General features: G+C 42.6%; 15 protein-coding genes. 11 read left to right on the top strand and 4 right to left on the bottom strand.

Features of this window, described 5'->3' with window-relative positions:
- Window positions 1–1,377, top strand: coding sequence for a TrkH family potassium uptake protein (locus tag ACIPK1_RS00145; protein ID WP_061054379.1), 1,377 nt, complete (start codon window positions 1–3; stop codon window positions 1,375–1,377).
- 43 nt (window positions 1,378–1,420) lie between these two features.
- Here ACIPK1_RS00145 and ACIPK1_RS00140 read toward each other — a convergent pair whose 3' ends face one another.
- Entirely contained in the window at window positions 1,421–2,080 is a 660-nt protein-coding gene (locus ACIPK1_RS00140; RefSeq protein ID WP_086296971.1) for a hypothetical protein, read from the bottom strand.
- A gap of 321 nt (window positions 2,081–2,401) precedes the next feature.
- On the opposite strand from ACIPK1_RS00140, the gene ACIPK1_RS00135 reads away from it, so the two are divergent.
- The 6 genes from ACIPK1_RS00135 to ACIPK1_RS00110 all read left to right on the top strand — a co-directional run bounded on the left by ACIPK1_RS00135 (window position 2,402) and on the right by ACIPK1_RS00110 (window position 9,948).
- Window positions 2,402–2,773 carry a MarR family winged helix-turn-helix transcriptional regulator gene (locus tag ACIPK1_RS00135; protein WP_016613534.1) on the top strand — a complete coding sequence of 124 codons (372 nt, stop codon included), beginning with the start codon at window positions 2,402–2,404 and terminating at the stop codon, window positions 2,771–2,773.
- Between the two features lie 171 nt (window positions 2,774–2,944).
- Complete coding sequence (locus tag ACIPK1_RS00130) at window positions 2,945–4,057, top strand: NADH-dependent flavin oxidoreductase (protein WP_086332551.1); 1,113 nt, start codon at window positions 2,945–2,947, stop codon at window positions 4,055–4,057.
- Between the two features lie 347 nt (window positions 4,058–4,404).
- Window positions 4,405–5,451: a hypothetical protein gene (locus tag ACIPK1_RS00125; RefSeq protein ID WP_008378859.1), complete on the top strand. Its 1,047-nt coding sequence runs from the start codon at window positions 4,405–4,407 to the stop codon at window positions 5,449–5,451.
- Window positions 5,452–5,679: 228 nt separating this feature from the next.
- Entirely contained in the window at window positions 5,680–6,516 is an 837-nt protein-coding gene (licT, locus tag ACIPK1_RS00120; RefSeq protein ID WP_400449629.1) for a BglG family transcription antiterminator LicT, read from the top strand.
- Between the two features lie 116 nt (window positions 6,517–6,632).
- On the top strand, window positions 6,633–8,504 hold the full coding sequence (locus ACIPK1_RS00115) for a beta-glucoside-specific PTS transporter subunit IIABC (RefSeq protein WP_086332550.1): 1,872 nt from the start codon (window positions 6,633–6,635) through the stop codon (window positions 8,502–8,504).
- 16 nt (window positions 8,505–8,520) lie between these two features.
- A complete protein-coding gene (locus tag ACIPK1_RS00110) occupies window positions 8,521–9,948 on the top strand; it encodes a 6-phospho-beta-glucosidase (RefSeq protein WP_086332549.1) in 1,428 nt (475 codons plus the stop codon).
- Between the two features lie 82 nt (window positions 9,949–10,030).
- On the opposite strand, the gene ACIPK1_RS00105 is transcribed toward ACIPK1_RS00110, so the two are convergent.
- On the bottom strand, window positions 10,031–10,978 hold the full coding sequence (locus tag ACIPK1_RS00105) for an AraC family transcriptional regulator (RefSeq protein WP_016613530.1): 948 nt from the start codon (window positions 10,976–10,978) through the stop codon (window positions 10,031–10,033).
- A 117-nt stretch (window positions 10,979–11,095) separates the two neighbouring features.
- On the opposite strand from ACIPK1_RS00105, the gene ACIPK1_RS00100 reads away from it, so the two are divergent.
- The 4 genes from ACIPK1_RS00100 (at window position 11,096) to yicI (ending at window position 16,475) form a co-directional block, all read left to right on the top strand.
- A complete protein-coding gene (locus tag ACIPK1_RS00100; protein ID WP_035006650.1) occupies window positions 11,096–12,370 on the top strand; it encodes an ABC transporter substrate-binding protein in 1,275 nt (424 codons plus the stop codon).
- A gap of 71 nt (window positions 12,371–12,441) precedes the next feature.
- Complete coding sequence (locus tag ACIPK1_RS00095; protein ID WP_400449627.1) at window positions 12,442–13,308, top strand: carbohydrate ABC transporter permease; 867 nt, start codon at window positions 12,442–12,444, stop codon at window positions 13,306–13,308.
- The gene (locus tag ACIPK1_RS00090) at window positions 13,305–14,180 is read left to right on the top strand and encodes a carbohydrate ABC transporter permease (protein ID WP_008378845.1); all 876 of its coding nucleotides are present in this window, start codon (window positions 13,305–13,307) and stop codon (window positions 14,178–14,180) included. The genes ACIPK1_RS00095 and ACIPK1_RS00090 overlap by 4 nt, the downstream gene beginning before the upstream one ends.
- 12 nt (window positions 14,181–14,192) lie before the next feature.
- Window positions 14,193–16,475 carry an alpha-xylosidase gene (gene yicI / locus ACIPK1_RS00085; RefSeq protein WP_008378842.1) on the top strand — a complete coding sequence of 761 codons (2,283 nt, stop codon included), beginning with the start codon at window positions 14,193–14,195 and terminating at the stop codon, window positions 16,473–16,475.
- Between the two features lie 109 nt (window positions 16,476–16,584).
- On the opposite strand, the gene ACIPK1_RS00080 is transcribed toward yicI, so the two are convergent.
- Both ACIPK1_RS00080 and ACIPK1_RS00075 read right to left on the bottom strand, forming a co-directional pair.
- Window positions 16,585–18,288 (bottom strand): sensor histidine kinase, encoded by a 1,704-nt coding sequence (locus ACIPK1_RS00080; protein ID WP_400449626.1) that lies wholly within the window; start codon window positions 18,286–18,288, stop codon window positions 16,585–16,587.
- On the bottom strand, window positions 18,285–19,808 hold the full coding sequence (locus ACIPK1_RS00075) for a response regulator (protein WP_400449624.1): 1,524 nt from the start codon (window positions 19,806–19,808) through the stop codon (window positions 18,285–18,287). Before ACIPK1_RS00075 ends, ACIPK1_RS00080 begins: the two co-directional genes overlap by 4 nt.
- Window positions 19,809–19,906 lie beyond the last annotated feature (98 nt).

Below are 19,906 nucleotides of genomic sequence, written 5' to 3'. Positions count from 1 at the left end.
ATGAAAATGAAAAAAAGAAATCGTTTGAAAAAAAAGCTGGCATCGCAACGCTTTTTGATTCCGCAGATCGTCACACTGGTCTTCGTTTTGTTGATATTGGCAGGAACTGGCTTACTGATGCTGCCGGCTGTCACCCAAAGTGGTGAAGGTACCAACTTTTTAGATGCACTGTTTACTGCCACATCGGCTGTTTGCGTGACGGGTCTTTCGACCTTGACAGTAGCCGACCATTACAATCTCTGGGGCCAAGGGGTCTTGCTGATGTTGATTGAGATCGGTGGGATCGGCTTCATGTCGATTCCCGTCTTCTTTTACATCTTGGCGAGAAAAAGAGTCCATCTTAGTACCAGGATGATTTTGCGGGAATCATTGAATCTGGATCGGATGTCTGGAGAGATCCATTTGGCATGGTACCTGATTCGGATCGCCTTTTTGATCCAAGTCAGCGGGATTATCTTGCTGGCTTTTGCATTCGTGCCCCGTTTTGGTTGGGAGCAAGGCCTTTGGTACAGTGTTTTTCATGCGATCTCGGCCTTTTGTAATGCTGGGTTTGATTTGTTCGGAAACAGCATGGTAGGGTTTCAAAATGACCCGTTTGTGCTGGGGATTATTAGTTTCTTGATCATTGCCGGCGGTCTTGGGTTTCTCGTTTGGTTCGATCTCCTGCATACGGCGTCCAAAAAACGGTCCCTGCATAGCCGCTTGGCATGGATCGCTATGATCGTTTTGGTGGTTTTTGGAACGGCAGGGTTCTTTTTGACCGAAGCCAATTCACAGTTGATCACGGGTGACTCGGTCATCGAACGTTTTTTCCAATACCTCTTCTTAGCGGTCACCCCAAGAACCGCGGGATTTTTCAGTATTGATTACGGACAAATGAGTCAAGCAGGCTTGATGCTGACGATGATTTTAATGTATATCGGCGGGACCTCGGGATCAACGGCTGGGGGATTGAAGACAACGACGTTTGCAGTCTTGATCATCAAGATCCGCAGTTTATTGAAAGGGCGCAGTCGAGCGGAAGTGTTCGGTCGCACGATCAAAGAATCTGCTGTATCGCGTGCCTTTACGTTGTTCTTCCTTACCTTGACGTTATGCTTCGTAGCGATTTTCTTATTGTCGATCACTGAGCGTATGCCGCAAACCCCAAACTTTGGGTTGCCAACCATTGCCTTTGAAGTTTTTTCCGCTTTTGGAACCGTGGGGTTGACCATGGGGTTGACGCCTTACTTGTCGGTTTTTGGCAAACTACTGATCATTTTTTTGATGTTCATTGGTCGAGTCGGCATCATGACCGTTGCTTTTTCATTGATGAAAAAAGCCAACAAACAAGAAGCTGGCTACAAATATCCTGATGAAACCGTGATGATCGGGTAACGAAACAGGGAAACGAAGCACGCTTCGTTTCCCTGTTTTTCGTTTATTGAAGTACTTCTAACATCACATCTCGTTGGTCATCGCTGACATTCCCCGCATAATTTGGTGTGATTAAAGATAGACCACCCTCTTTATTTGTAAATAGGTACAGGTTTTGGTTAAAATCAGGATTTCCATTGGAAGTGATCCCTTTCGAAAAGGTCAACTGAGTGTTCACTTTTACTGTGCGAATCTCATTGTTTTTCGCAGAAAACACGCGAATCTCTTTTGTTGCGATCGTATCGACTTGTGCTTCATAGCTTGCGCTGTCGCCGATCGAAATGATCAATGGGCTCGTATTTTGAATCGTGACAGCATCTGGTACATTGACGCCATGGAAATAAAAAGTCAGTGAAGGGCCATATTGGGAAAGATCAACGGCATATGGCAACTCATTGGTGGATACTGAGCTTGCTGTTGTTTGCGTTGCGTCAGAGTGATCCGTCGATTGCTGGCTTGTGGTTGAAGTTTTTGAAGTGGAGCTTGACGCTAAGGAGCTGCTTTCAGTCGTTTGCGCCGTCGTGCTTTTTTTGCTTTCAGTAGACACACGACTCTGACTTAGCTCGCTTGTTGATTGCGCGGTATCTTTTTCGTTGTTACAGCCTGTCAAAAGCCCCAAACTGACGAGCATCAGTGTCCCAATCAAAGAAAATGTTTTTTTCATTGTTTACTTCATCCTTTCTTTAGAATACTAAAGCATCTAAAACAAGCAAACTATTGTGTCGAAATGCACAATTTTGCTGACATAGCGTTTAAATATTCTTTAATGTTAAAGATATTGTAATCCAGAACACTGAAAAAGAATAGGAAGTTTTTGCTGAATTTTTCGCCAATTCTATCATAAAATATTCATTAACGTCCGCAGCAGCTGGCTAGTTTTGTATAATAAAGTTTCAGCCATAGTGGCGAAGCTTTCTGGCGGCTTGCGTAACGCAGGGATCTAGATTAAAATACCTTGGTATAGGAGAATGGGGTGGTGAAGAGGATGGAAAAAGAACGGATGGGGCAATGGTTAGCCTTTACGAATCAGCATCAAGCGATCGAAGCTCGTTTGGAGCAAGCCCTCAAAGCAGAAAGCAATCTGTCTTTGAATGAGTATTACGTGCTTTATTACTTAGAAAAGACCCCCAATCATAGCATGCGCCTCAACGATTTGATCGCCCATTTTGATTTGAGTCAAAGTGCGATGTCACGCATGATCATGCGCATGGAAGACAACCTGTGTGGTGTGATCGAACGGCATTCTTGTCAAGAGGATAAGCGGGGGATCTATATTGATTTGACCCAATCAGGGGAAAAGAAACTGCAGCGCTCAAAAGTCGTTTTTGAAAAAGTCTTGGAGGAAATGCTAGACTAAAGATGTTTTCACTTGTTTTCTCCTTGATTCTTTTGTAATATAGATGCATGTGCATGTATATTTTGGCAAAAGAGAAAAAAATGCACCGATTTGCTTTAAGGATCTCCTTAGGTAACCAAGCCAGTCAGATTTACAAAGCGAAATGAATCCAATGGAAAAGGTGGGAAACCCATGCGAAATGTAACAGACAAAGCAACATTTAAGCGCGGATTACAGTTGAAAAATCGAATCATTATGGCACCAATGACGACCAAGATGTCCTTCTTTGATGGGGTGATTACGAAAGATGAGTTGGCTTACTATGGCTTACGCTCTGGGGAAGTCGGAGCAGTCATCACAGCGGCAGCCAATGTCCAAGAAGATGGCAAGGGCTGGGAAGGGGAATTAGGCGCTTATGACGATGCCTTTTTACCTGGATTAAGCAAATTAGCCAGCACCATCAAAACAAATGGTACCAAAGCTATTTTACAGATTTTTCATGCCGGTCGGATGACGGATGACTCGGTCCTACGAGGAACACAACCGATTTCTGCTAGCGCAGTTGCTGCCGAACGACCAAATGCCCAGGTTCCTCGAGAAGTCACAGTAGATCAGATTTTAACGATTATTGAAAACTTTAAAAAAGCTACCGAACGGGCGATCAAGGCAGGGTTTGATGGCGTAGAACTCCACGGAGCCAATACGTATTTGATCCAACAATTCTTTTCTCCTCACTCAAATCGTCGGTCCGATGAATGGGGTGGCTCACTAGAGAACCGTTATCGTTTTATTGAGAAGCTTGTCGATGAAGTATTGGAAACAGTAGACCAATCAGGTGTGAAGGAGTTTATCGTCGGTTATCGGTTTTCACCGGAAGAATTCGAAGAACCAGGGATTCGCTTTGAAGATACGTTGTTCTTAGTGGACCAACTGGCAGAAAAAGGATTAGACTATCTGCACATTTCTCTTGCGGATTATACCCGTAAATCGATTTCAAAAGCGTATCAAGAAAAATCGATGTTGGCGTATGTCTATGAAAAAATCGCTCAGCGGGTTCCTTTGATTGGTGTAGGGGATGTCCGAACGTCGAAAGATGCCGCGGGCTTGCTAGAACATGCAGATTTTGTTGCAGTGGGGCGGGCATTGTTGATCGATCCTCATTGGGGACAAAAAGTCTTAGACGGTCAAGATGAGTTGATCCGCACCACGGTTTCTACTTACGAACGTGAGGAACTCGTATTACAAAACGGCGTTTGGGGTTTTATGGAAAACATGATGCCAGATCGACTAAATGAAGAAAAATAAGTAGACAACCACGTTTGCCTTGGGCAAAGGTGGTTTTTCGCGATTGCCCCTCATTTGGGTCACGTTGAGAAAAGCTGTTTTTTTCTCTAATGAAACCTTGTTAGCTTCAAAATGGCGAATCAAGAGAAGAATGTGAGAAACAAGCCTGTAATCGGAAGAAAGAGCGTGGAAAGATTTTTTTAGTTAAAATACATGAATGAATTTTTGTTTTATTTTAATAAATAGTCAAACAATTCAGAATCATTCATTTTTCTTACAAAAAGATAGCGCAAGTCGAGTTGATTGATAAAAAAACAATCAGTTGTTAGACTGAATACAGGTTAAAAAAACAAAAAGGGGATGTAATGATGAAAAAAGGATTCAGAAATTATTTAGGTTCAGATGAGCGGGAGGCAGGTTATAATTTGTCTTGGGGTTCTATCTTTGCAGGGGTCGTAACATTTATCGCATTGTTCATGACACTGTCAATGATCGGCTCAGCAATCGGTTTTGGTTTGGTGGAACCAACATCAAATAATCCATTAGATGGTGTGGGTACAGGATTATTGATTTGGACAGTCATTACCTTTGTCTTGGCATTATTCGGTGCAGGTTTTGTTTCAGGTGTGGCGGCTCGACGTGTTGGATTGGTTCATGGTTTCTTAACATGGGCAACTAGTATGATCGTGATGATGGTTATGCTCTCTTACTTAACGATCGGTGCATTTTCTGTAGTCGGTTCACTTTTAGGAAACGTTGCTTCTGCTGTTGGCAGTGGCGTTGAAACAGTTGCCTCAGGTGCTGGCGATGTCGCTTCAAAAGCCTTCGATGAAATAACAGGAAACATGGAAGACGTCAATACAGATGAATTACAAGCGAATGTCAATGATGTTTTACAAGATACCGATGTTCCTGAATTGCAACCAGACTACTTGCAAAATCAATTGTCTGATGCGACGAACGACATCAAAGATGCCGGCAAAGACATTGCAACCAATCCAAATGATGCTGATAAAATCATTGATGATTTAGCAAGCAAATTACAAGATCGTGCTACAACGATCGGTGATTCAGTCGATAAAGAAGCAATCTCAAATGCAGTGGCTCAAAACACAGATCTAAGCCAACAAGAAGCGGAAGAAGCAACGAACAATATCGTGAACGGCTTACAAGATGCTTCTGATGAAGCACAAAAACAAATCGAAAATGCACAACAAAATCTTGAACAAGCCAAACAAGACATTGACCAAGCAGTGGAAGACGCTCGTCAAAAAGCGGAAGAAGCAAGTGATGCAACAGCCAAAGCGTCTATTTGGGGCTTTGTGGCAATGGTCTTAGGACTCGCTCTTACGTCAATCGGTGGTATGGTGGGAGCAAACTTAGTTAAAACTGCTGACCACGAAAACCGTATCTAATTTTACCTCTCATCAAGAGAGCTAGTGATTTATAAACCAGTGAACAGCGTTCTGCCAAAGAGTCAAATGGCAGCAGCGCTGTTTTCTGCTTTTAAACAAGCGGTTGAAAATCCCCATTGACGAGTGTTTTTTCTCATGCTACACTGGCTCTGAGGATTGTTACCGCTTTAGGCGGGCTATACCTATTTTTTTGTGTGAAGAAATCTAAAGAAGAATAGGGTCGTTAAAATGAACGTAACAAAAGTGATCAATAACAACATTGTGATTTCTGAGAATGAGGAAAAACAAGAATTGGTTGTCATGGGCAAAGGCTTAGGCTTTAAGAAAAAGCCGGGCGATGCGATCGACGATACCAAGATTGAAAAAGTCTATCTCAGTACACAAGAGTGGAATGTCACAAAACTAACCCAATTACTTTCTTCTATCCCTATCGAACATATTCAAGCAGCGAATGAGATCATCAGTTTTGCAAAAGTTTCCCTTGGGAAAAAGTTGAGCGAAAAATTGTTTCTGACGCTGACCGATCATATCAATTATGCTATCGAGCGCTATCAAAACGGCATGGAAATCAAAAATGCCTTGCTATGGGAAATCAAGCGGTTTTATAACCATGAATACCTCATTGGCAAAGAAGCGTTATCGATTATCAAAAATCGCTTGGCGATCGAGCTGCCAGAAGATGAAGCCGGCTTCATTGCATTGCACATCGTTAATGCGGAGTTGGATATGGCGCAGGTCAGTCAAGTATCGGAAATGGCGAAGATCATTCAGCATATCCTAAACATCGTCAAATATCATTTTTCAATGGAGCTTGATGAGTATTCATTGAACTACGAGCGCTTTGTGACCCATTTGAAATTTTTTGTCCAGCGCTTATTCAGCGGTACAAAGCTCGATGATGCAGGAACCGGCAGTTTTATTTTTATGTTGAAAGACTGCTACATGAAGGAATATGCGTGTGCGTTGAAAATCAGTGACTACATCAACAAAGAATTCGGTAGACCGTTAGAAGAAGACGAATTGATCTATTTAACTATACACATCAAACGAATAACAAGTGCTTAGGATTGTTACTGGATTGGCAGGCTATACCTAAATGAACTCCCAAGGGGTTTGTTTAGGTATTTTTTTATGGTTTGACACACAAAAAACAAGCGAAAGACCAAAATAGGAGGAACGACATGAATTACAAAGAGTTAGCAAAAACGATCATCACCAATGTTGGTGGGGAAGAAAATATCCAAAGCTTGACCCATTGTGCGACACGCTTGCGCTTCAACTTGAAAGATGATAGCAAACCCCAAGAAAGTACTTTAAAACATACACCAGGGATCATGGGTGTGGTCAATAAAGGTGGGCAATACCAAGTAATCATCGGCAGTGATGTTGGCAATGTTTACAACGAAATCACTGCCCAAACCAATTTGACTAGTGACCAAGAAACAGTAGAAGACGATCGCGGACGTGTTGCGAAAGTCATCGATACGATCACCGGGATCTTCACTCCAATATTACCAGCCATCACGGCAGCTGGGATGCTAAAAGCGGTTCTTTCATTGCTAGTGGTCTTCAATGTCTTGACGGCAGAGAGTCAAAGTTACCAAATATTAAACTTTATGGCGGATGCGGCGTTCTACTTCTTGCCAATTTTGCTGGCTGCTTCTTCTGCACAAAAATTCAAAGCCAATATGTACTTAGCTATGATGGTAGGGGGGATTTTACTCCATCCGAACTTTATCGCGATGGTGACAGCAGTCAATGAGGCAGGCGGCGGCATCCATTTATTCGGCTTGCCGATTTCACCAGTGAGTTATTCATCATCGGTTATCCCAATCATCTTGAGTGTTTGGTTCATGTCTTACGTTGAACCGATCGCCGATAAAGTCTCGCCAAAAGCAATCAAATTCTTCAGCAAACCGTTGCTAACGATCTTCGTCGTAGGGACAGTAGCATTAGTTGCTTTAGGCCCTCTAGGCTACATGATCAGTGAAGCGATCTCTACAGGGATCCAAGCCTTAGAAACGGTTAGCCCATGGATCGTTCCATTACTGATTGGTGCCTTCACGCCATTGTTCGTGGCAACTGGTACCCACTATGGATTGGTTCCTATCGGTATCAACAACCGGATGACCACAGGTTATGACACAGTGATCTACCCTGGCATGCTGGCTTCAAACGTCAGTCAGGGAGCTGCAGCTATCGGCGTTGGTTTTAAATCAAAAGATTCTACGATCAAACAATTGGCATTTTCTGCTGGTCTGACTGGGCTATTCGGCATTACTGAACCGGCGTTGTATGGGGTCAATTTGCGGTTTAAAACACCCTTGTATGCAGCAATGATCGGTGGCGGATTTGGTGGTCTATTTATGGGGATCATGCGTGTCCGCAATTTCTCAGGCGGATCACCAGGCCTGTTGACTTTGCCAAGCTATATCGGCGATGACACCTTACGTCATTTGACCAATGCTTGTATCGGTGCGGCAATCAGTATCGTGGTCACATTTATTGCGACATTATTCTTATACAAAGACCCTGTCACAGAAGAAGCACCTGAAGCAACACCAGCAGACAAAGAGCAAGAACCAACCCATCAAATCAGCGGTGCGGAGATCAAAGCACCTTTAAAAGGGGAACTAAAAAGCCTGCAAGCAGTCAATGACGGCATGTTTTCGGAAGAGATTCTTGGCCAAGGGGTAGCGATTGAGCCAACCGTCGGAGAAGTGCTAGCTCCAGTAAACGGGACTGTCACAGCAGTCTTTGATTCAAAACATGCTATTGGCTTGACCAGTGAGGAAGGCATTGAACTATTGATCCACGTGGGGATCGATACAGTGCAATTAAATGGTGAAGGCTATGCCTATCAAGTAGAAAAAGGGCAAAAAGTGACAGTCGGGGATCCATTGATTACGTTTGATATTGAATTTATTAAAGAAAAAGGCTATCCAGTAATCACGCCGATCGTTATCACAAACAGTACTGAAGTGGGGGACATTTTGACGGCTAACAGTGGCCCGATTACGTTTGGCGATCAAATCATCAAAGTGATCGGCTAAAAAAGGAGAATAAGACATGGGATTTCCAGAAAACTTTTTATGGGGCGGTGCAACAGCCGCCAATCAATGTGAAGGCGGGTTTGATCAAGGCGGGCGTGGGCTTGCCAATGTCGATGTAATTCCGACTGGCAAGGACCGCCGAGCAGTTATTACCGGCAAGCGTGAGATGCTTGCTTTTGAAGAAGGGTATTTCTATCCAGCCAAAGAAGCGATCGATATGTACCATCATTTCAAAGAAGATATCGCCTTGTTTGCGGAGATGGGCTTTAAAACCTATCGTTTATCGATTGCTTGGTCAAGAATTTTTCCGAAGGGGGATGAAGAAACCCCTAATGAAGAAGGCTTGCGCTTTTATGAAGAACTTTTTTTAGAGTGCCGTAAATACCAAATCGAACCCTTGGTGACGATCACTCATTTTGACTGTCCGATCCATTTGATCAAAGAATATGGCGGTTGGCGCAACCGTAAGATGATCACCTTTTATGAAAACCTTTGTCGAGCGATCTTCACTCGATACAAAGGATTGGTGAAGTACTGGCTGACCTTTAACGAAATTAATATGATTTTGCATGCCCCATTTCTCGGTGCTGGGCTGACCTTTGCTGAAGGCGAAAATGAAGAACAAATTAAATACCAAGCTGCTCATCATGAATTAGTCGCAAGTGCGTTGGCAACAAAAATCGCCCACGAGATCGATCCAGAAAATAAAGTTGGCTGTATGCTGGCTGCGGCTAGTTATTATCCTTACAGCTGCAATCCGAAAGATGTCTGGGAAAGCAAAAAAAGCGATCGCGGCAACTATTTCTTTATCGATGTGCAATCGCGAGGAGAATATCCAAATTATGGTTTGAAGATGCTAGCTGATAAAGGAATCACTTTGGAACGAACCGCCGAAGATGCGGCTTTATTAAAAGCCCATACCGTCGATTTTATTTCCTTTTCATACTATGCCTCTCGGGTTGCTGCTTCAGAAGATTCCGGTGTTGAGAAAACGGAAGGCAACTTGTTCCCGACCATTAAAAACCCGTATTTAGAAGCGTCAGAATGGGGCTGGCAGATTGATCCGCTTGGTTTGCGAATCACGATGAATGATCTCTATGATCGTTACCAAAAGCCGCTTTTCATCGTCGAAAACGGTCTAGGAGCGGTGGATACGCCAAACGAAGATGGAAAAATCAATGATGTGTATCGCATCGACTATCTACGTGCGCATATCGCTGCGATGAAAGAAGCGATTGACCAAGACGGTGTGGAACTGTTGGGCTATACTTCATGGGGCTGTATCGATTTGGTTTCTGCAGGAACCGGAGAAATGAAGAAACGCTATGGCTATATCTATGTCGATCGCGACAATGAAGGCAATGGCACATTAGCCCGCAGCAAAAAGCAATCCTTTTATTGGTACAAAAAAGTGATTGCCTCAAATGGGGAAGACTTGGCTTAAGCCAGTTAATTTATAAAAAATAAAACAAGGGTGTTCCGCTTTTTCAACTAGCGGAATACCCTTGTTTTATTGATTTTCAGAGTTATAAACTCGTGGTATTGCTCGGTCGTTTGCGATAGTTGGAAGGGGTCAAAGCAGTCTCCCTTTTGAAAAGTGTCGTAAAGTAATTCGGATCATCAAACCCAGTTTCCAATGCGATTTCGATGATTTTTAAATCCGTATGGAGTAAGAGATACTCCGCTTTTTTGATGCGAAACTTATTTAGATAAGTAAAAAAGCTCATCTGGAAATTTCTTTTGAAAAAACGGCAGAAATGCTCTTTGCTATAGCCAATATACTGACTGACTTCCTCAAGTGTCACTGGACGTTGATAATTTTCTTCAATAAAAAGTAGGATTTTCTTGCATTTGTACGTATTGAGTTTGCTTTTACTGTCGATTGGTTTCTTATTGCGGTTAATGTATTGGGTGTTTTGACAAAGATATTTTATAAATAAAAAGAGTTCCGCTTTGATCGCCAGCTCATACAATGGTTCCTTTAATGCAAATAAATCTATAATATGAGTCAATGCCTGTTGAATTCTCATATGAGAAACGAAATCACTTGTGATGTGAATCGCTTGCTGATCCGCGGAATGGAGCAACGGGTCCAGATAGGACTGCTGGATCAAATCAGAGACGCGGCTCTCAATAAAGGTCGCGTCAAAGACGATAGCAAAGAAGGTACAAGCTGTTTGTTGATAATTTAATGCCTCATGTAGCTGATTGGCAGGGATAAATACAAGCTCGCCTTCTTTAGCGATATAAGAAACACCTTCGACCTTTATTTCCATCTTTCCTCGAAAAATATATAGGATCTCAAGCTCGCGATGCCAATGGGTGTGGATCATATTTGCTTGATCAGCAGGATGATTTGTCAAATAAACACTGACTGGAAACAAGCTATCACCATGTTCTGTGATCTCTTTTAAAGAAGTATCAATATCATATTCACTAGGGTTTGGCGTAAAAATATAGGGTTGGGTTACCATCTGTCTCCTCCATTTTCATCAATATTACAAGGTATTTCGGTTAAGATAACGATTACAGAAGGGCCGAAATATCAATATAATCAATTTGTGATCGAATTGATTGAGGAGGGAACAATGATGAAAAAGAGAATTTTGTTGACGGCTGCTACTATGTTAAGTGTGATCGGAATTGCTGGTTGCGGAAATTCTGGAAGCGGTACCTCAGATGATGGTAGTGTAACACTAGAAGTTTTTAACATCAAGACAGAGACTGCAGAACAGATGGATCGATTGGTTGCGGCTTTTGAAGAAAGCCATGAGGACATAAAAATCAATATGACTACTGTAGGTGGAGGAACGGACGCCACAGCGGCTCTCCAATCAAAATTTTCATCTGGTGATGAACCGGACATTTTTATGCTGGGGGGACTAGCAGATACGCAAACATGGGAACACAAGTTATATGACCTTGGGGAAACAGAATTAGCCCAAAAAGCAATTGAGGGAACGTTGGAAGGGGCAACACTGAATGAGACAGTCTATGGCTTGCCGATGAATATCGAAGGCTACGGTTGGCTAATCAATAAAGAGCTGTTTCAGCAAGCGGGAATCGATAGTGAAGCGATTGAAACATTTGCCGATTTTAAGGAGGCAGTAGAAACGTTAGATAGTAAGAAAGAAGAGTTAGGATTAGACGGTGTATTCGGCTTCAGCGGCGGTGAAACATGGGTTTCCAGTCAATTCAGTTCGAACTTTTTTGCACCTGAATTTAATGATAGCTTGAAGGAAACACTGGAAGCCAAAGAGCTTCATTTAACTTATGAGGCACAACTGAAAGACTACGCTGATCTGGCGATCCAATACAATGCTCAACCGTTGGAATCAATGGATTACAGCACGTCAGTCGAAGAATTATTTGCTAGTGAGAAGGTTGCCATCATTCATCAAGGCAATTGGATCGTTCCTACATTAAACAGCTTGGATGATACATTTGCAAAAGAAAAATTAGCGATCGTCCCAATGCAAGTGGGAGACGGCAGCAAAATTGTAGCCGGACCAGCTTGGTATTGGGGTGTCAACAAAGATAAGGAACAAGAAGTGATCGATGCCTCCATACAATTTTTGACATGGATGTATACCGATGAAGAGGCGATGACCGCGATCATCGATGATTTTGAGTTTATTCCAGCTTATACGAACTTCTCCAGTGACGATATTTCTGATCCGTTGTCCAATGACATTTATACGTATTTAACGAATGGCCAAACGGTTCCTTGGGTCCATAACTCTTATCCAGATGGATACGGACAAAATATTTTTGGGGTTCAGTTCCAGGCTTATGCAGCCGATCAAATCTCATGGACTGAGTTTACTGATCAGCTGAAAAGCAGCTGGGCGCAAGAACGTCAATAACCAAAGTGATGCCTATCCTGCAGTGATGCGCGCAGGATAGGCAAAATCAAGGAAATCATAGGAGGAGCTGTATGTTAACAAATCGTTCAAAATCATTTTGGCTGCTGCTAGCACCGGCATTCGTCGCATTATTGGTCGTTCTGTTTATTCCTTTATTTACAGGGGGATATTACTCACTGACCAACTGGAACGGCAATACGATCAGCGACTTTATCGGAATGGAAAACTACTTGCGCGCTTTTAAAGATCAGGCGTTCATTAACAGCTTGTTGTTCACGGCGAAATTTTCTGTTTACAGTGTGATCTTGATCAATGTCATCGCGCTGTTGTTAGCAACTTTAGTCACGCAAAAACTGGGACGCTGGACCACTCTATTTCGGACCGTCTTTTTCATGCCGAACTTAATTGGTGGGATCATACTAGGATTTATATGGCAATTTATTTTTAACAAAGCATTCGAGAGTATCGCCGATTTGACTGGGATCAATTTTTTTAATGGCTGGTTGAATACACCAGAAACAGGTTTTTGGGGTTTGGTTATCTTGTTCGTCTGGCAGATGAGCGGGTATATGATGTTGATCTATATTTCGTTTCTAAATAATATTCCAGAAGAAATTTTAGAAGCAGCAGATATGGACGGCGCCAATCCGCTACAAGTCTTTTTCCGAATCAAACTACCCATGCTGATGCCCGCGTTTACCGTAACATTGTTTTTGACGCTGTCAAATGCCTTTAAAATCTATGATCAAAACTTGGCGTTGACACAGGGCGGACCGTTCAATTCGACTCAGATGGCAGCCATGAATATTTACAATGAAGCTTTTTCAATGAGAAAAATGGGCTTTGCTCAGTCAAAAGCGATGATATTTCTGGTGATCATTGTCATTATTTCCATTATTCAAATCTCAATTACCCGCAGAAAGGAGATCAGCGCATGATCGAGACTCGTCACTCCTCTACTAAAAAGGGGAATACAAAAAGTAGACGGCAGAAGAAAAAAAAGCTGCAGCACAGTCTGCTGATCGTAAGTGGTCTTTTACTTGCGTGCTTATGGTTTTATCCGTTTTTCTTGATCGTGATCAATTCATTTAAAACAAAAGCAGAGATCTTTCAGAGTACGTTGTCGCTGCCTGGCGGATTGTCCTTTGAGAATTATCAAGAGGCGTTAGAAAAACTGGATTTCATCAGAAGTTTAATGAATTCATTGTTGATTACTGTCGGTTCTTTGATCTTGGTGGTCTTTGTTTCTTCAATGGCAGCATACGCTTTATCGAGAAATACCAGCCGCTTAAGTTCAGTCCTCTATTTTGTTGTTGCCATCGGCTTGCTGATTCCTTTTCAAGGGATCATGATTCCACTGATTTCTCTTTTTGGACGAATGAATTTGTTAAATCAGCCGGGTCTAATGATAATGTACTTGGGATTGGCTGTCAGTATGTCGACTTTTTTGTATTATGGTGCGTTAAGAGGCATTCCACGTTCGCTGGATGAAGCAGCGATCATTGATGGGGCGAATACCTTTCAGATTTATTGGAAAGTAATATTGCCTTTGTTGAAACCAACGACGGTAACGGTGATTGTTTTGAATACATTGTGGTTTTGGAATGACTATTTATTGCCTTCATTAAGTATTAATAAAGCCGGAATGTATACGATTCCCTTGCGGATGTTTTATTTCTTCGGCGAATTTAACAAGCAATGGCATTTAGCGCTAGCCGCTCTGGTGATCGTTGTTCTGCCAATCATTCTCTTGTTTATTGCCTTGCAAAAACATGTAGTGAAAGGCATCTCAGATGGTGCAGTAAAGTAGGAGGAAAAGAAGATGAAATTTACAAATGGCTATTGGCTGGCAAAAGAAGGCGTCCAACTCGAACATCCCCGAATTGCTTATGATCATAAGGTAGAAAAGGAGCAATTGACCCTTTATCTGCCCTATCAAGAGATTCAGCGGCGTGGCGATACCTTAAACCTTGGTTTAACCACACTCACGTTCTCGACTCCGCAAAACGATGTGATCAAAGTCAGTTTGGTGCATCATGACAAGACAATGCACGCCCCGTCGTTTACAGTGGATACCCAACCAGCAGACGTGAAGATCGATACCGATAAAGAAGACATGTATATCTTCAAATCTGGATCACTGGAAGCGAAAGTCCCTAAACAAGCGGCTTTTAAAATCGACTTTTTTGGAGAAGACAGATTGTTGACTTCTTCCATGCCTAAAGCACAGGCAAAAATTTCGGGAAATGACGGCAAACAGTATATGCGAGAACAGCTTTCGCTAGATCCTTATGAACTTGTTTACGGATTAGGGGAACGGTTCACCCCTTTTATCAAGAACGGTCAAACCGTTGATATTTGGAATCAAGACGGTGGTACGGGTAGCGAGCAGGCATACAAAAATATTCCGTTTTATCTGACGAATAAAGGCTACGGTATTTTTGTTGATCATCCCGAAGCGGTTTCCTTTGAAGTGGCTTCCGAGAACGTTTCCCGCACGCAATTCAGTGTCGAGGGGCAGCGTCTAGACTATTACATCATCTATGGACCAGATATGAAAGCCATTCTAGAAAAATACACCGACTTGACAGGAAAACCCGCCTTACCGCCAGCATGGTCTTTTGGCTTATGGCTATCCACTTCGTTTACGACTGATTATAGTGAAGAAACAGTGATGCACTTTATCGATGAAATGCAAGCTCGTGATATTCCTTTTGATGTCTTTCATTTTGATTGTTTCTGGATGAAGGAATTTGAATGGTGTGGGTTTGAATGGAATGATGAGTTGTTTCCTGATCCGAAAGGATTACTAAAGAAAATCCATGATAAAGGATTAAAAGTCAGTCTATGGATCAATCCTTACATTGGGCAAAAAGCCTCTGTATATCAAGAATGCAAAGAGAAAGGGTACTTTATTAAGAACCAAGCAGGTGAAGTCTGGCAGTGGGATCTTTGGCAAGCTGGACAAGGGATCATTGATTTTACCAACCCAGAGGCTCGTCAATGGTATAAAGATCGCTTAAAGGAATTGATTGAATTAGGTGTTGATTCCTTTAAGACGGATTTCGGTGAGCGGATTCCTGAAGATGCTGTCTATTATGACGGATCAGATCCGAAAAAAATGCACAATTATTATGCCTATCTATACAATGAAACCGTTTTTGAACTGCTGGCGGAAATGCGGGAAAATCAAGCCGTTCTTTTTGCCCGTTCTGCTTCTGTCGGTTCCCAAAAATTTCCAGTCCATTGGGGAGGCGACAATTTATCTGAATATTCTTCGATGGCAGAGTCTCTGCGTGGTGGCTTATCCTTTGTCTTATCTGGTTTCGGATTTTGGAGCCATGATATTGGCGGGTTTGAAGAACAAGCGACCCCCGACCTGTATAAACGTTGGACGCAATTTGGTTTATTGTCGACCCACAGTCGATACCATGGCAATGTTGAATATCGGGTACCATGGAATTTTGGCGAAGAAGCAGCAAAAGTCAGTCAAGCTTTTTCAAAATTGAAAAATCGCCTGATGCCTTATATTTATCGTCAAGCAGCAGCCACTGCAAAAACGGGCATTCCCCTGATGCGTCCATTGATGCTAGAGTTTCCAGAGGATCCGACGGTTTATGCCATTGATAAGCAGTATATGCTAGGGGATCGCCTATTGGCTGCACCGATTTTTAATGAGCAAGGAAAGGTTCCGTTCTATTTGCCAGCGGGTACTTGGACAAATTATTTAGACAACAAACGCTATGAAGGCCAAAAATGGTGGGAAGAAAGCTATGACTATTTCCATCTTCCGTTGATGGTACGACCGAATTCACTGATCATTGAAGGAAGCGTTGAACAGACCGCCGCCTATGACTACACCGAAAACCTCACCATCCATGCCTTTGAAATAACGGAAGCAGTTTCTGCTGAAGTCTGTGATCAGCAGGGCGTGCCAGCTGGAAAAATTTCTATTGAACCAGAGGAACGCGGTTATCGAGTTTGTATGGAAGGGGTGGAAAACGTTCAGGTACTGTTTCGCAATCGAAGCTTTGCAAACGCCCAACGACATCCTTTTGGCAGCATGATCACCATGGACGGACAAGAAATGATCGTCTTTGAATAAGGAAACAAAACCTACCGTTCTTGATGGGTATTTATCAAGGACGGTAGGTTTTTTGTAGTGAATGAAGCATTGAAAAGCTAACGGCAAAGTGCAGACGCAGTTCTTTGCTTCAGTTTTTTTCCTCCCGCTGGATCGGCAGCAGCAAGCGAACGGTGGTTCCTTCGTTGATGCGTGATTCTACAGTCAATCCGTATTTTTCCCCATAGAGCAGCTTGATACGCTGATCAATATTGTCTAAGCCAATACCCGAATAGTGTTCAAAGTGGTTCGCGGAGCTGGTTGGGTGCTCTTCATTGAACCCGATGCCCGTATCGATGATCTCAATTTTCAGGCCTTCCTTACTGACACGAGAAAAAATCTGGATCAATCCTGAATCCTCTTCGGGAAAGGCATGCAGGTAGGCATTTTCGATAATCGGTTGCAAAATCATTTTCGGTACGAGAATATCTTCACAGCCATCTTCAGAAAAAATCGTCGATTGGATGCGATTGCCATAACGCACGTTCATTAAAACGAGGTATTCTTCCACGATCGCTAGCTCATCCTTTAAAGAGACGATCTCTTTGCGGTTAAAGGTATGCCGCAACAATTGGACAAAACTTTCAATCGCTTGGGTGGCGGCCTCTTGCTCGTTTTGCCAGATCAAAAACTTGATAGCAGTCAATGTGTTATAGACAAAATGCGGTTGGATCTGCATTTGCAGTGAACGAATCTCGAACTTGCGTTTTTCAGCTTCTGTAACCATTAAATGATCGACATAAGATTCCAAGTCCTCCAGCATCAAGTTATAGGCACGCCCCAATTCTCGCGTTTCATACGTCCCGTTGATGGTGACTTTATCGCTGAAATCGCCTTGCGTGACCGCCGGCAGCTTGGCAATCAGCTGATAAATCGGTTGGGTGATGTTGCGGATGATCCAAAATGCCAGCAGACTAAAAAGTAAAATACTGACGACAGAAATCAAAAGAGCTGGCTTGATCAGATTCATATTGCGTACTAGATGCGATTCATCCAAAACATCGTAAAAAGTAAAATGATACGAATAAAGGGGCAGCTGATTGATGCTAGTATCTCTTTTGACCGTGACGAGGCGATCTTCAAACGGCTGGCCTAAAAGGCTCGGATCAGAAGTGGAAAGAATTTGATTTTGTTCATTGACGATATAGATCGAGTGGAGACTGGTATCTAAGAGTTGACGATAGATCGAAGAAAAATCGGATTCTTTTAAGAAAATCAGGGCATAGCCGAAAATCGTTTCTTCTTTCATTAATTTGCGCACGTACATCAAGCCAGGGGAGTCGCTGGTGGAGGTACTTAAGCCTTGGTCCAAGAAATAATATTGACTGATGGCGTCATTGTCATTGATCTGCTGGATAAAGGCACTGGCGAGAAAATCATCTACTGATTGATTGCGAACCGCATCGTTTTGAAAGAAAGTGCCCCCGTTGACCCCAATCAACACCAAATTCGAGGGGATGTCTTGAAACAAAGAGCGGGTGTCTTTTAATTGCTCGTTTAATTCTAAAATCGTACGGCCTTGATTCATGTCGCCTTCTAAGTATGTTTCAACGGCTTTGCTTTCATCGACGATATCAAAAATTCGATGGATATTCTCGTTCAGACGCTCATAATCTTCTTGGATTTTTTCCAGTAGCAGCTGATTGGAACTCTGGTACGAAGCAACATAGGCATCTTTCGAGCGACCATAGATCACGACGACGGTTAGCAGACATACACTAATGACCCCGACGACAACAAAGAGGAAGATCCGACTGAATAATTCATTTTTCTGAATCCATTGGTTGATTTTCATAATTGATTCAACCGCCGATACTTCGATGGGGTGACCTGACATTCTTTCTTAAAGATACGAGAAAAATAGCTGATATCCGAATACCCGACCGCTTCACTGATTTCAGATAGATTCAGATCAGATTGTGTCAGTAGTTCTTTGGCTTTATCCAAGCGGGTTTTCTTTACGTACTCAGAAAAGCTCATTTTCAGTTTTGCAGAAAGAAAAGCCGAAAGATAGGTGTAACTAAAATGAAAGGTTTCAGCCAGTTCAGACAAAGACAGACTTTTGGTGTAGTTGTCTTGAATAAAGCGCTGGATCGCAACGAGTAGATCATCTTCATCCAGCGGTGATAAGGTCGTCAGCTGTTGACGAATATCATCAATGGTCGCCAACAACAAATCAGAAAAATCTTCCAAATACTGCACGTGACCGATAGCGTGCAAAAATTCAGCTTTTAAGCGGCTAAAGCGTGGAGCAGTGGGAAATTCTTCTTCCAAGCGGGAGAGTAACGTGTAAAAAATACTGCTGGCCTGCTGTTTTAAAAATGTCGGATCGACATTGGATAAGATCATGTCATTAAAATATTCCTCAATTCTGGTGATTCCTAATAAAAAGTTGTTGTCTAACAAAGCCCGTAAGAACTTCTTCGTATCAAAGCGATCACTTTCAATGTACAAAAAGAGTTCTTGTTCTGGCACCAACCGTTGACGTTTATAAAAAAACGATTGTCCTTGGCTTTTGGCTTTGAGGGTCACAAAATGGTCCCGCAACTGTTCAATCTTTTGAAAGGGCACACTGAGAGTAAAGAAGGCGTCTGGCTCGGTAAAACGCAATTGTTCCAACGTTTCTTTCAAAGAGGAATAAACATCCGTTCCTTCTGGATAACTGATCACTAAGCCGGCATCTTTGTTACTGGTTTGAAAAAAGAGCGTCTTTACCTGCGGTTGTGATTGAGTAACTTCCGTTAATGCATGCAGCAGCTGATCATTGGCACGAAAGCCGCTAAAATTGGTGGTCAAAATTTGGGCTTGCTGTTGCGGCTGATCCAATGCAAGGTAGTCCGCCAAAGGAGCCAACGGTTCTTCATACCCTGCTAAATAGCGATTCAACGATTCTTGCAGCTGCGTCTCCTCAGTCACGGAGTCTTTTGTATGTGACAGCTTTTGTGTGATGTTGTGTAGCGTCTTCAACAAGAGTGTCGGTGTCAGTGTCGGTTTTAAAAGATAATCTACGGCACCATTTCTAAAAGATTGACTGACATATTGGAAATCATCGTAGCTGCTCAAGACCAAAAAATGGACTTCTGGATATTGTTGTTGAATGATCGTTGTGAGTTGAAGGCCGTCCATTTGTGGCATTTTCAAATCCGTAATCACGATGTCGGGATTTAGCTCATGGATCAGCGCCAATGCTTCTTGCCCGTTCGCTGCATCGCCTAAGAGACGGAACCCTTCTTGCTCCCAACGTATCATATGTTTCAATCCATCTCGGATCGTTGCCTCATCATCAACGACTAAGACCGTGCGTAAAATAGTCATGGTATCCCCCCTATATCTCTTCTTTATTATAAACGCTTTCAAAAAAGAAAGGTATTGTAACTTTTTTCTATTTTTGGACAAATTTAGTAAGCTCTTTC

It is taken from the genome of Enterococcus sp. NPDC086594 (assembly GCF_044746145.1).
Taxonomy (GTDB): domain Bacteria; phylum Bacillota; class Bacilli; order Lactobacillales; family Enterococcaceae; genus Enterococcus_D; species Enterococcus_D entomosocium.
The sequence above is the reverse complement of the archived record's forward strand: the minus strand, read 5'-3'. Positions and strand labels throughout refer to the sequence as shown.

Bases quoted from the DNA above. Each gene is read 5' to 3' on its own strand.
- ACIPK1_RS00100 (WP_035006650.1), top strand. From the start codon at position 11,096: ATGAAAAAGAGAATTTTGTTGACGGCTGCTACTATGTTAAGTGTGATC.
- ACIPK1_RS00105 (WP_016613530.1), bottom strand. From the start codon at position 10,978: ATGGTAACCCAACCCTATATTTTTACGCCAAACCCTAGTGAATATGAT.
- yicI (WP_008378842.1), top strand. From the start codon at position 14,193: ATGAAATTTACAAATGGCTATTGGCTGGCAAAAGAAGGCGTCCAACTC.
- ACIPK1_RS00115 (WP_086332550.1), top strand. From the start codon at position 6,633: ATGAATTACAAAGAGTTAGCAAAAACGATCATCACCAATGTTGGTGGG.
- ACIPK1_RS00130 (WP_086332551.1), top strand. From the start codon at position 2,945: ATGCGAAATGTAACAGACAAAGCAACATTTAAGCGCGGATTACAGTTG.
- ACIPK1_RS00095 (WP_400449627.1), top strand. From the start codon at position 12,442: ATGTTAACAAATCGTTCAAAATCATTTTGGCTGCTGCTAGCACCGGCA.
- ACIPK1_RS00140 (WP_086296971.1), bottom strand. From the start codon at position 2,080: ATGAAAAAAACATTTTCTTTGATTGGGACACTGATGCTCGTCAGTTTG.
- licT (WP_400449629.1), top strand. From the start codon at position 5,680: ATGAACGTAACAAAAGTGATCAATAACAACATTGTGATTTCTGAGAAT.
- ACIPK1_RS00090 (WP_008378845.1), top strand. From the start codon at position 13,305: ATGATCGAGACTCGTCACTCCTCTACTAAAAAGGGGAATACAAAAAGT.
- ACIPK1_RS00080 (WP_400449626.1), bottom strand. From the start codon at position 18,288: ATGAAAATCAACCAATGGATTCAGAAAAATGAATTATTCAGTCGGATC.
- ACIPK1_RS00135 (WP_016613534.1), top strand. From the start codon at position 2,402: ATGGAAAAAGAACGGATGGGGCAATGGTTAGCCTTTACGAATCAGCAT.
- ACIPK1_RS00075 (WP_400449624.1), bottom strand. From the start codon at position 19,808: ATGACTATTTTACGCACGGTCTTAGTCGTTGATGATGAGGCAACGATC.
- ACIPK1_RS00125 (WP_008378859.1), top strand. From the start codon at position 4,405: ATGAAAAAAGGATTCAGAAATTATTTAGGTTCAGATGAGCGGGAGGCA.
- ACIPK1_RS00145 (WP_061054379.1), top strand. From the start codon at position 1: ATGAAAATGAAAAAAAGAAATCGTTTGAAAAAAAAGCTGGCATCGCAA.
- ACIPK1_RS00110 (WP_086332549.1), top strand. From the start codon at position 8,521: ATGGGATTTCCAGAAAACTTTTTATGGGGCGGTGCAACAGCCGCCAAT.